Consider the following 12,702-nt stretch of genomic DNA (forward strand, 5'->3'; position numbering starts at 1 on the left):
TTTATCCTTTTACTGCCAGTAGCAGTTCCAGGTCAGTATATTTGAGTTTGAACTTTTCACTCAGGTGGTAATTGGTCAATGCCCCTTTGTATAGATAGATCCCATTCCGCACGCCTCTCTTGATCCATACCAGGTTCTCAAATCCGCCATCATCAGCCGCTTCAAGCAATAAGGGCATCAGTACATTACTGATCGCCTCTGAGGCCGTGCGTGCAAAACCAGAAGGTATGTTAGGTACGCAATAGTGCACTACATCATACTTCTTGAATACCGGATTCTCGTGACTGGTGATCTCTGAGGTTTCAAAACATCCCCCTCTGTCTATACTTACATCCACGATGACAGAACCGGCCTTCATATTGCTCACCATAGACTCTGTGACTACGATAGGAGTACGGCCGTTCTGGGAAGACAGTGCGCCTACCGCAACATCAGCATTCCGCAGCTGCTCCGCCAGTACTTTGGGCTGAATAACTGAAGTAAATACACGAACGCCAATGTTGTTTTGCAGGCGTTTCAGTTTATAGATGTTATTGTCGAATACTTTTACAGAAGAGCCTAAGGCCATTGCAGTACGGGCGGCAAATTCACCTACAATGCCAGCTCCGATGATCACGACTTTGGTAGGAGGGATACCTGTGACACCACCCAGCAAAATACCTTTACCTTTATTACTATTGCTGAGGTACTGGCTGGCAAGCAGCATAACTGCGCCACCGGCTATTTCACTCATCGCCCTTACAATGGGGTAAGTGCCTGCATCATCTTTAAGGTTCTCGAAAGAGAGTAGGGTAATCCGCTTCTCCATCATCTTCTGCACCTGCTCTATTTTGAGGGCGGCCAGGTGAATAGGAGAGATCACAATCTGGTGAGGGTGCAGCAGCTCTATTTCCTCATCGTTGAGTGGGGCTGATTTTACAACGATCTCCGCCTTGAATATTTCTTTCTTATCGTACAATATTTCGGCGCCGGCTTCTGAAAAATCTGTATCATAAAAATGAGAGCCATCGCCTGCTTTATGTTCTACCACGATATGATGGCCATTGCTGGCCAGTATACTTACCGCATCCGGTGTCAGGGCTATGCGGTTTTCCTGGAAAGATGTTTCTTTTGGAATACCTATGAATAAACGGGAATTTTTCTGCGGAATATCCAACGTTTCTTCCAGCGGTGAATATGTAAAGCCAGCACTCACAACAGGTTTTTGCCTTTGCTCCATATAGTTGTCAAAATTGATCCGGGTGAATTTTTCCTTGTAATCAAAGATACATTATTTGTTCAAAGCAACTTTAAATGTAAATTACTCTGCCCGCAGTAATCTCCGCTGATCAGACAGCACAGTCAATTGCAATCGAATGGTGTCTGCAGGTAAGAGATCCTTTATAATATCAGGCCATTCCACAAAACAAATTGCCCCGTCCTGATAGAGGGTATCCTCTACACCCGCGCCAATAGCCTCTTCTTCGTTCCGCAGGCGATACAGGTCCAGGTGATAAATATTACGTGTTACACCGCTGTTTGAACGATAAGTGTACTGGTTAATAATAGAGAAGGTTGGGCTGGCGGTCGTATCCTCTACGCCTTTAGCAGCACACAGCGCCTTTACAAAAGTAGTTTTGCCGGCTCCCATAGCCCCCTCAAGGGTAAAAATCTGTTGCGCTCCATATTGTGCCCAGAAACTTTGGGCTACCCTGGGCAGCTCCTCAATAGTAAAGGTCCATTCCATAACGTAAATGTAATTAATATAACCGTAATCAATTGGTTGATACTGCGTTGCATTAATAAAAGACTTTCAGAAACAATTGATTTTCTGTTACTTTCATATTAGCGTGCCACTCCGTTGCATTAATATTTTATTCACATGAATCGGGGGTGGATACCTTTGTAACGTTAATCAGTCACTAATGGAAACGATCAGTTGTAAAGTTAAAGGAATGAACTGTACCAGTTGTGCTTTGACGGTATCCAAATATCTTCAGCACAAGGGTATGCAGGACGTGAACGTAAGTTTTGCCACAGAGGAATTAAGTTTTACCCTGCCGGAAGGAATGGAAACAAATCCGAAAGAGATCCTTTCGGGTATTGATCAGTTGGGATACCAGGTGGTATTGCCTGACCAACCTCAGCCCAAGACTGCTTTCCTGCGTTCACTGACGTTTAAGTTTATTTTCTGCGCCATCTTTACAGCGCCATTGTTGTTACATATGTGGGTACACTGGGCATGGTTGCACAATCCCATCGTACAGCTTTGCCTGTCTACGCCTGTGTTCCTGGTAGGGATGTGGCATTTTGGCCGGAGCGCTGTCCGCTCTCTTGCCAATGGTATGGCGAATATGGATGTGCTGATTGCCCTCGGCGCCATTGCTGCTTATGGCTATAGCCTTACCGGCACCATCCTGCACATGGGCCCTGATTATATGTTTTACGAAACTGCTGCAGCCATCATTACCCTGGTATTCCTGGGCAACCTGTTGGAAGAGCGTTCTGTAAAACAAACCACCACCGCTATTACCGCCCTGGCAAAAATGCAGGTGACTACCGCCCGCCGGATTGAAGAACACGAAGATCATGAGCATATCCATGTCGTAGATAACCAGGCCCTGCGTACCGGCGATAAAGTATTGGTGAATACAGGAGATATGATTCCGATGGATGGCACAATCTTCTGGGGAAGTGGTCTTATCAATGAATCTATGATCACGGGTGAAAGTACGCCTGTACGTAAAGGTGAAAAAGATAAGGCCATCGGGGGAACTATCCTGGAAGAAGGGAGTATTAAAATGTTCATCACAGCTACCGGAAAAGATACCGTTCTCTCCTATATTATCGATCTCGTAAAACAGGCGCAGGGCAATAAACCACCCATGCAGAAACTGGCTGATAAGATCAGTGCCATCTTCGTACCCCTGGTATTGGGGATCGCGGTACTGACTTTCCTGGGCTGGGCTATCTTTGGCCACCTTACTATCGGCGCTGCTATTATGAGGAGTATTGCTATATTGGTGATTGCCTGCCCATGTGCCATGGGGCTCGCTACTCCGGCTGCAGTCATGGTAGGATTGGGCAGGGCCGCAAAAAATGGTATTCTTATTAAAGGTGCACAAACCCTGGAAGCTTTTAAGGATATAAAGTATGTAGTGCTGGATAAAACGGGCACCCTCACTACCGGCAAGCTGCAACTTGGCAATTATCACTTTGAAGGCATGACCGAGAAGGAATTTGCCCAGACAGTGTATAGCCTGGAGAAATTCTCTTCTCACCCTATTGCCCGCTCCCTGGTGAGCATCTGGAAGAAGGAAGGAGAAGTGAAACTGACCCAGATCCGGGAAATAAAAGGTCGTGGCATGCAGGCAAAAGATACAGTTGGTAATGAATGGCAGCTGGGATCATTTGAAATGGCTAAACACACGACTGCTGATGATAGCCATAACCTCTACCTCTTGAAAAACGGCCAGTTGGCAGGCTGGATAGACCTGATAGATGAAGTGAGGCCCGATGCAGCGCAAATGGTATCCATGCTGCAAAGCAAAGGTATCACTCCTGTATTGCTGAGTGGTGATACGGAACGTAAATGTCGTGAGCTGGCAGCATTAACCGGTATCAAAGAAGTATTCTCCAGCCAGACCCCGGAACAGAAATTACAGAAGATAGATAGCCTCATGAAAGAGGCGCCGGTAGCCATGGTAGGTGATGGTATTAACGATGCTCCGGCACTGGCCAGGGCTACGATTGGGATCTCCCTGAGTGATGCTACACACATTGCAATGCAGAGTGCCAATGTGATCTTATTGAACAGTAAACTCTCCTCCCTGCCTTTGGCATTAGGCCTGGGTAAACATACCTTCCTCACCATACAGCAGAACCTTTTCTGGGCATTCCTGTATAATGTGATCGCGATTCCATTTGCAGCTTTTGGGGTACTCAGCCCTATAGCCGGCGCAGGTGTGATGGCGCTCTCCGATATCGTGCTGGCCGCGAATTCTGTGCGCCTGCGGTATAAGAGCGTAATATAGTTACATTTACAGCGTGACTACTCCTACAGAAATACTGAAAAAATACTGGGGCTATGCGCAATTCCGTCCTTTGCAGGAAGACATCATACAGTCTGTTTGCAAGGGGCAGGATACGCTTGCGCTGATGCCCACGGGCGGTGGAAAGTCCATTTGCTTCCAGGTTCCTGCGCTGATGAAAGATGGGCTTTGCCTGGTAGTAACACCGCTCATTGCATTGATGAAGGACCAGGTGGCCAGTTTGCGCAGCCGGAATATTCCAGCAGCGGCTATTTATGCTGGAATGTATTATCAGGATGTGGAGAAACTGCTGGAAGAAGCGAGGCGTGGCACGTATAAATTTCTCTATGTTTCCCCGGAGCGATTACAGAGTCGCCGCTTCCTGGAATATTGTGATGGATTGCCGGTGAGTCTGCTGGCGATAGATGAGGCTCACTGTATTTCACAGTGGGGTTATGATTTCCGGCCAGCGTACCTGGAGATTGCGGAGATCAGAACACAGTTCCCGGGTGTACCGGTATTAGCACTCACTGCATCGGCTACCCCAAAAGTACAACAGGATATTTGCGAAAAACTGCAGATGCACAAGCCGGCTATCTTTAGCAAGAGTTTTGTGCGCAGCAATCTTTCCTACAGCGTCATTGAAGAAGGCGATAAGCAACCTAAATTATTACACATCTTACAGCGGGTACCCGGTAGTGCCATCGTATATTGCCGCAACCGGAAAGGTACCCGTGAACTGGCGGATATGCTGGAGCAGCAAGGGATTTCTGCCAGTTATTACCATGCCGGTTTAACAGGAGAGGAGCGGACTGCCCGCCAGGAATTATGGATTCAGGGCAGGATCAGGGTCATAGTATGTACCAATGCATTTGGGATGGGGATTGACAAGCCAGATGTAAGAGTGGTGATCCATGCCGATGCGCCGGAAAGTCTGGAAGCCTATTACCAGGAAGCTGGCAGGGGTGGCCGTGATGAGCAGAAGGCCTATGGGATATTGCTATACCATTCTTCAGAACTGGATAGAATGAAAGAAATGGTGAAGCTGCAGTTTCCCGGGCAGGACCAGGTCAGAGGTATTTACCAGGCATTGGTGAATTACCTGCAGGTGCCGGTAGGCGGCGGAGAAGGTGTGTATTTTGATTTTGATATCAACGACTTCGTACAGAAATTCGAACTGAATATAACAGTAGCTTATAGTGCCCTGCGCATACTGGAGCAGGAAGGTATTCTGCAGCTAAGTGAGAGTGTTTTTATGCCATCGATGGTGGAATTTATTGTGAACAGGCAGACGTTGTTTGCATTTGATGCAGCACAACCAGGATTGTCTCCGCTTGTACAAACTTTGTTACGCACCTACGAAGGGGTCTTTGATAATCCTGTACCTGTGTATGAAAAACAGCTGATGCGGATACTCCGTATGAAAGAACCAGAAGTGATACAGGGCTTACAACAACTGCATCAGCGTGGGATAATCCGGTATAAACAGCGTAAGTCAGTACCACAGCTTTCCTTTGTAGAGCAGCGGGTATCAACTCAACATTTACGGATAGATACAGAAAGGGTGAAGGCGAGAATGAAAGCGTACCAGGACCGGCTGGATGCCATGCTGAATTATGTCCGGAATAAAAACCAGTGTCGTACACAGGTGCTGGTTGCTTATTTTGGAGAAAAAGACGCACAGCCCTGTGGTATTTGTGATGTGTGTATAGAACAGAAGAAAAAACCAGTGGATTTTAAGGCAATTTCCGGCTTGTTATTAGCGGAGCTGACTGATACTCCAACTGAATGGGATGTGATCCGGAATAAGCTAAAAGACGTGAATGAAGCGGAGTTAATGGAGGTGACCCAATTCCTGATCAGTGAAGAAATAATTATAAGAGATGAAGAAGGTAGTTTCCGCATGAAAAAATAAAGCTTGCATTTAATAGCAGGCACCGCAATCAAAAAACAAAGCGTTTACCGAAGGTAAACGCTTTGTTTTTTTGCTATTTAAGCTGAATCAGTTTCTTCGAATTACTACTCTCAAACGCTGCCTCAATAATCTTAATCACATTCACCGCATCGCCTGCCGGCACCGGGTTTGGTCCTTTCCCATTGAGTGCATTATAAATCCCGTCATAATACTCGATATAATCTCCTTTAGGAGAAGGTAAATATTCCCTCACCACTTTTCCATCTCTCTCAGTATGCAGCAATCCCCACTCATGAATACCTTCTACCCCCCATCCCGGCGCTCCCGGCATCAATCCCTGCTGTAACATGGTTTCCTGTGTATCAGCCTTTGTCTTGATAAATGAACCTTTACGTCCATGAAACTGATAAGAAGGTATCGGCTCTCTGGTGATGTAACTACATTTCAGTCTCACACGGAGGTGCTCATAGAAGTACACCAACTCAAAATAATCATCTACCTGTGAATCTTTCCGGATTGTTCTGATATCGGCCCAGATGGCGTCCGGCATACCAAACAGGATCAGTGACTGATCTACGAGGTGTGAACCCAGATCATACAAGCCACCGGTACCGGGCAATTTCTCTTCCTTGTGTTTCTTATAACTCAGCTCTTCGCGATAGCGGTCATAGTGAATTTCTGCTTCCAGCACTTCACCCAGATCTCCGCTGTCCAATACCTGTTTTACAATCTTAAAATCACTATCAAAGCGTCTGTTATGATACACGCTCAGCAGTAATCCTTTTGAAGCCGCCAGTTCTGCCAGCTCCTGTCCTTCGGCCGCATGTACGGTGAAAGGCTTTTCCACAATCACATTTTTCCCTGCTTCCAGTGCAGCTTTGGTATACTCATAATGCGTATAGTTAGGGGTATTGACTACGATCAGATCCAGTTCAGGATCTTTGATCATATCAGCTACACTGGTATATACTTTCACATCAGGATAGCGCTGTCTTGCAAGGTTTTTACTCCTTTCCACCACAGCATAAAAGGTAAACCCCGGATGTGTGTGAATAAACGGCGCATGAAAGATATGTCCTGACATACCATAGGAACAGATCCCTGCTTTGATGATTTTCTCCATATCCGTAGTTTTTGATTATAAGCAGCTACAATATAAAAAAGGGCTGTAAATGATTACAGCCCTTTTTTAATTTTTTATGAAAAAAGCATTTAGAGATCTTCTTCTCTTTCCAGCATCAGTATCGCGCTCTGCGGTACAATGAAGTACTTGTCGCCCTGGTAAGACACTTCTGTGGAGCCATTGAGCAGGAAGATGGCCAGATCGCCTTCCTTTGCCTGCAAAGGAATATACTTCACTTTCTCTTCTTCTCCTTTCCAGGCATCATCTTCTTCAGACGGTAATGGAATGGCGTATCCGGGGCCTGTTTTGATCACATATCCCGATTGTACCTTTTCCTTTTCCTGCATTCCGGGAGGCAGATACAGCCCACTTTCTGTGCGTTCATTAGGGGTAAGGGGTTTTACCAGTACCCTGTCGCCTACAACAATCAGCTTTTTCAATTTATTATCTATTGTCAGGTGTGTTGCCATGGTCTCTGTAGTACAAAATGTATGCAGTAGGCAGCGGTCGTGCCAAGATGACATACACTAGAGGGCAGACAGCGGGAAGGTTTCCCCGGCCCTGATGCCTTTCTCTGTTTGTTGAAGTACCACGCATTCTACAGCCGGATCATGCTCCAGGTACAGTACATACTGCTGCTCCAGGGCCTCAGTCAGGTAAGCTTTCTTTTCCTGAAGGGTTGTCAGCGGGAACATGTCGTATGCCATAACGTAAGGCATGGGAATGTGACCGATGCTAGGCAGCAGGTCTGCCATGTACAGGATGGTTTTATCCTTGTATTTTATCTGTGGCAGCATTTGCGCTTCGGTATGCCCGTTTACAAACCGGAGATTGATATTTTCAGTGAAGGAAACGCCATCTTTTGCTTCCACAAACTTCAGCTGACCACTTTCCTGCATCGGCAGGATGTTTTCTTTCAGGAAAGAGGCTTTCTCCCTGTCATTTGGTTTTATCGCCCAGTTCCAGTGATCTTCATTGCTCCAGTAGGTAGCATTTTTGAATGCCGGCAGCAGTTTGTCGCCTTGTCTGATAATAGAACCTCCGCAATGGTCAAAGTGCAGATGGGTCATAAACACATCTGTGATGTCGTCTTTATGGAAACCCAGTTTTGCCAGGGAGCTATCCAGGGTCGCATCGCCATGCAGGTGGTAGTGGCCGAACCATTTCGCATCCTGCTTATCACCCATACCGGTGTCTACGAGGATCAGGCGCTTGCCATCTTCGATGAGCAGGCAGCGCATGGCCCAGGAGCATAAATTATTTTCGTCTGGTGCATATATTTTTTGCCAGATACTCTTGGGTACTACGCCAAACATAGCCCCCCCATCCAATTTAAAATAGCCTGTGTCTACGGTATATAGTTTCATACAATCGAAATTTCTATTGTAGTTGCGTTTGCTTTCTCCGTGCGGAGAACAGCCATGCGAGGCCAATCAAAAAGAAGGCCGCCAGTGCAATTACAGAATTGCGCATACTGCCTGTTGCCTCGTGGATGACTCCAAAGGTGATCATACCAATCACGATAGAAAGCTTTTCTGTCACGTCATAGTAACTGAAAAAACTTGCTGTATCCTCCGTTTCCGGCATCAGCTTGGCGTACGTAGAGCGGCTTAGGGATTGAACACCTCCCATAACCAGGCCTACTACTGTAGCCATAATATAAAAGTCGGTAGCGGTCTGCATCCGGTAACCACCCACACAGACACCTATCCATACGAATACCACACTAATCAAAACACGCAGGTTACCAAACCTGCCGGAGAGCCATGCCATGCCTGAGGCCCCTGCAATGGCTACTACCTGGATAACCACCACCACACTAATAAGAATGGAAGGTTCCAGGTGAAGTTCCTGTGCACCAAAGATGGTTGCTGCCATCATAACCGTCTGCACGCCCATACTATAAAAGAAAAAAGCTCTCAGGAAGCGTTTGAGTACAGGCATGGTTTTTACCTGTGCATACACTTTACGCAGCTCGGTAAAGCCCTCTGTCAGTGCGCCAGCTTTATGGTCAGCAATTGTACCTTTTGAAGCAGGCAGGCGTACAAAGGTGATCTGGGCAAAGCCGATCCACCATACACCCACCAGCAGGAAGGTAATAAGTACTGCCTGACCATCACCGATACCAAATGGTTTAATAGTTACCAGTGCAAACCCTATCAGCTGTAACAACACGCTCCCGATGTATCCCATGGCAAAGCCTTTGGCACTAACCCTGTCACGGTCTTCCTCGGCTGCAATTTCAGGCAGATAGGAATTGTAAAACACTAAGCCCCCGCAATAGCCCAGGGTCGCGAGGATAAAGAATATCACCCCGTACTCTACGTTACCTCCTCTGAACAGGTAGAGAGCACTACAGCTAATGCCTCCCAGCCAGGTGAACATCATGAGATAACGTTTCTTATTACCCCTTGTATCCGCAATAGATGACAGGATAGGAGAGGCAATGGCAGCAATCAAAAAAGCTGCAGCCATGGCGTAGTCGTACAGGGCAGAGTTGATAAAGTATTTTCCGAAAAAAGGAATGCGGTCACTGCCATAGGCAGCTTTTGTGGCGCTAGTAAAGTAGATAGGGAAAAAGGTAGTTGTAATTACCAGGTTGTAAACGGAGTTAGCCCAGTCATACATGGCCCACCCGTTAATTACTTTCTTACTGGCAGTCTTTTGCATATGCATCTCGTATTATGGGGTTCAATATACGATTAAAGCACTAATCCCCACATCATTTGTAGTCCAAGATACTCATGCGCTGTTCACACATGAAATACTCCTGCTCATCGTTGGAACTGACAATGATCATCCGGTCTTTCGCATATGTTGTAATCAGCTCCTGGTACAGCTTTACGCCTGCTGCATCAAGGTTGGTGCAAGGCTCATCCAGCAATAATACAGGCACATCTGAAAAGATAGCCAATGCAAGTTTTAATCTTTGCTTCATGCCTGAAGAAAAGTGTTTCACCTGCTTGCGCATAGAGGATTGCAGACCTACGGCCTCCGCTGCTTTTTGCGGTGTAACACCAGGTATAAATTGCTTGAACTGTAAATGGAAATCGATGCTTTCTGCGAGGGTAAATTCTTCGATCAGTTCCAGGTAAGGGGCTGCGATGGCGCAGTATTGAAAAAACTGATCGGGGGCCAGGGAGCTGTCGGAATAATGGTAGCTGACGGTACCTTCATTATGCAATAAATGACCGCTGATTACCTGTAATAACGTAGACTTACCTGAACCATTGGGGCCAAGTATGGCATAACGTTGACCTGCTTCAAAGCTGGCGTTGACCCGACGGAAGATCCAATCGTAGTTAAAGCGTTTACCAGTCTGGTCCAGCGTTATTCTCATTCGTCCTCATTATTTATAGAAAAGGCAATACCACATGTTTGTACACATGGTATTGCCCGTAAAAATATTATTTTCAGTCGTCACTGGAGAGAGACGTATATCCTTTCATGATACCACGTCCGGACTCACGGATGAATGCAAGGATTTCATCCCTTTCATCTGTAGCAGGATATTCAGCTTCGATGATGCTTACTGCTTTTGACAGTTTGTAGCCTTTCACGAAGATCACGCGGTAAATATCCAGGATGTGATTGATCTTTTCCAGAGAGAAACCTCTTCTTTTTAAACCGATGGAGTTCACGCCTACATAAGACAATGGCTCACGTGCAGCTTTTACATAAGGAGGTACATCTTTTCTTACCAGTGAACCACCAGTTACAAAAGCATGTGCACCGATCTTACAGAACTGCTGTACAGCCACCATGCCTGCCAGTACAACGTGATCACCTACAGTGATGTGACCGGCAAGGGTAGTGTCGTTAGAAAATACACAGTAATTACCTACTTCACAGTCGTGTGCGATATGGCTGTATGCCATGATCAGGCAGTTAGAACCGATAACGGTTTTCCATTTGTCCTTGGTTCCTCTGTTGATGGTTACGTACTCACGGATAGTGGTATTATCTCCGATAATGGTGGTGGTCTCTTCTCCGTCAAATTTGAGGTCCTGTGGTATAGCGGATATAACGGAGCCAGGGAAGATACGGCAGTTCTTTCCAATCCTTGCCCCTTCCATGATGGTGACATTAGACCCGATCCAGGTACCATCACCGATCTCAACATTCTTGTGAATTACAGTGAACGGATCAATTTTAACGTTTGGTGCCACCTTCGCGTCAGGGTGGATGTAAGTAAGCGGATGGATCATTGCTATTTTTTGGCGTCTCTTGATTTAATGATTTGAGCAGTCAGGTCGCCCTCTGTAACGATCTTGGTACCTACAAATACAGTTCCCCGCATTTCCACGATACCTCTTCTGATAGGGCTGAGCAGCTCCATCTTCAGAATCATCGTATCACCCGGGAATACCTTTTGCTTGAACTTACAGTTGTCGATCTTGATAAAATATGTATCGTAGTTTTCAGGATCAGGAACGGTATTCAAAGCGAGTATACCTCCACATTGTGCCAGGGCTTCTACCTGTAATACACCCGGCATTACCGGATTGTTTGGGAAGTGCCCCTGGAAGAAGGGCTCGTTGAAAGTTACATTCTTGATACCGACTACCTGTGTATCAGTCAGATCAATGATCTTGTCTACCAGCAGCATTGGAAAACGATGTGGCAGGGTCCGTTCTATTCGTGGAAGGTCAAAAATAGCCGGTTTATTAGGATCATATACAGGCACATCTTTAATGTGCTTGTTCTTCTTAATGTATTGTTTCAGGCGACGGGCAAACTCCACATTGGATGCATGGCCCGGACGGTTGGCGATGATATGTGCCTTGATAGGATAACCTACCAGTGCCAGGTCGCCCAGAATGTCCAGCAGTTTGTGACGTGCAGGTTCATTCGGGAAACGCAGTTTGATATTATTCAGGATACCTTCACGCTGCTCTACGCTGATATTCTTGCGCTGGAAAACTGTCGCCAGGCGAGCCAGTTCTTCTTCGCTTACAGGTTTATCAACGATCACGATCGCGTTGTTGATATCGCCACCTTTGATCAGGTTGTTGTTGATCAGATATTCCAGCTCATGCAGGAATACGAAGGTACGGCAGGGAGCGATCTCTGATTTGAAATCAGCCAGGCTGTTCAGGTTCGCATGCTGTGTACCCAGTACCGGAGAGTTGAAGTCGATCATACATGTGACACGGTAATCTACTGCAGGCAGTGCTACCATTTCCACATTTTTCTTATCGTCGTAATAGGTAATATTGGTGTCGATAGTATAATATACCTTCTTTGCATCCTGTTCAGCAACGCCTATCTGCTCGATGATCTCGATAAAAGGCATAGCGCTACCATCCATGATAGGTACTTCAGGACCATCAATATCTATTTCAATGTTGTCAACACCGGTACCCACCAGTGCTGCCATGATATGTTCGATTGTATTTACTCTTGCACCATTGTGTTCCAGGGTGGTACTCCTGGAAGTATCTACTACATAATCTACATCCGCCTTTACAACAGGTTGGTTTGGCAGATCAATACGTCTGAACTTAATACCCGATCCGGGAATACCAGGTTTGAGGGTCATATTTACGCTGGCACCTGTGTGCAAACCTACACCCGATACCGTAACAGGAGCTTTTATCGTGTGCTGATTGGACGAATGTTGATTATCCATCATATTAATTAACTAATTTTTC

General features: G+C 46.2%; 11 protein-coding genes. 2 read left to right on the plus strand and 9 right to left on the minus strand.

Annotation, left to right across the window (positions count from 1 at the left end; all coding sequences use genetic code 11):
- Position 1 precedes the first annotated feature (1 nt).
- Positions 2 to 1,219 carry an alanine dehydrogenase gene (locus U0033_RS23975; protein ID WP_072363997.1) on the minus strand — a complete coding sequence of 406 codons (1,218 nt, stop codon included), beginning with the start codon at positions 1,217 to 1,219 and terminating at the stop codon, positions 2 to 4.
- A gap of 81 nt (positions 1,220 to 1,300) precedes the next feature.
- Positions 1,301 to 1,726: a tRNA (adenosine(37)-N6)-threonylcarbamoyltransferase complex ATPase subunit type 1 TsaE gene (gene tsaE / locus U0033_RS23980; RefSeq protein ID WP_072363996.1), complete on the minus strand. Its 426-nt coding sequence runs from the start codon at positions 1,724 to 1,726 to the stop codon at positions 1,301 to 1,303.
- 178 nt (positions 1,727 to 1,904) lie between these two features.
- Between tsaE and U0033_RS23985 the strand changes: the two genes are divergently transcribed.
- The gene (locus U0033_RS23985; RefSeq protein WP_072363995.1) at positions 1,905 to 4,013 is read left to right on the plus strand and encodes a heavy metal translocating P-type ATPase; all 2,109 of its coding nucleotides are present in this window, start codon (positions 1,905 to 1,907) and stop codon (positions 4,011 to 4,013) included.
- A 13-nt stretch (positions 4,014 to 4,026) separates the two neighbouring features.
- Positions 4,027 to 5,925, plus strand: coding sequence for a RecQ family ATP-dependent DNA helicase (locus U0033_RS23990; protein ID WP_083571733.1), 1,899 nt, complete (start codon positions 4,027 to 4,029; stop codon positions 5,923 to 5,925).
- 73 nt (positions 5,926 to 5,998) lie between these two features.
- On the opposite strand, the gene U0033_RS23995 is transcribed toward U0033_RS23990, so the two are convergent.
- The 7 genes from U0033_RS23995 to U0033_RS24025 form a co-directional block, all read right to left on the minus strand.
- On the minus strand, positions 5,999 to 7,048 hold the full coding sequence (locus U0033_RS23995; RefSeq protein ID WP_072363994.1) for a Gfo/Idh/MocA family oxidoreductase: 1,050 nt from the start codon (positions 7,046 to 7,048) through the stop codon (positions 5,999 to 6,001).
- Positions 7,049 to 7,137: 89 nt separating this feature from the next.
- A complete protein-coding gene (locus U0033_RS24000) occupies positions 7,138 to 7,518 on the minus strand; it encodes a co-chaperone GroES (protein ID WP_072363993.1) in 381 nt (126 codons plus the stop codon).
- Positions 7,519 to 7,575: 57 nt separating this feature from the next.
- A complete protein-coding gene (locus U0033_RS24005) occupies positions 7,576 to 8,415 on the minus strand; it encodes an MBL fold metallo-hydrolase (protein ID WP_072363992.1) in 840 nt (279 codons plus the stop codon).
- A 13-nt stretch (positions 8,416 to 8,428) separates the two neighbouring features.
- Complete coding sequence (locus U0033_RS24010) at positions 8,429 to 9,718, minus strand: MFS transporter (RefSeq protein WP_072364105.1); 1,290 nt, start codon at positions 9,716 to 9,718, stop codon at positions 8,429 to 8,431.
- A gap of 52 nt (positions 9,719 to 9,770) precedes the next feature.
- On the minus strand, positions 9,771 to 10,388 hold the full coding sequence (locus tag U0033_RS24015) for an ABC transporter ATP-binding protein (protein WP_072363991.1): 618 nt from the start codon (positions 10,386 to 10,388) through the stop codon (positions 9,771 to 9,773).
- A 73-nt stretch (positions 10,389 to 10,461) separates the two neighbouring features.
- Positions 10,462 to 11,256, minus strand: coding sequence for an acyl-ACP--UDP-N-acetylglucosamine O-acyltransferase (lpxA, locus tag U0033_RS24020; RefSeq protein WP_072363990.1), 795 nt, complete (start codon positions 11,254 to 11,256; stop codon positions 10,462 to 10,464).
- Between the two features lie 2 nt (positions 11,257 to 11,258).
- The gene (locus U0033_RS24025) at positions 11,259 to 12,683 is read right to left on the minus strand and encodes a bifunctional UDP-3-O-[3-hydroxymyristoyl] N-acetylglucosamine deacetylase/3-hydroxyacyl-ACP dehydratase (RefSeq protein WP_072363989.1); all 1,425 of its coding nucleotides are present in this window, start codon (positions 12,681 to 12,683) and stop codon (positions 11,259 to 11,261) included.
- Positions 12,684 to 12,702 lie beyond the last annotated feature (19 nt).

The sequence above is a fragment of the Chitinophaga sancti genome, from assembly GCF_034424315.1.
GTDB lineage: Bacteria > Bacteroidota > Bacteroidia > Chitinophagales > Chitinophagaceae > Chitinophaga > Chitinophaga sancti.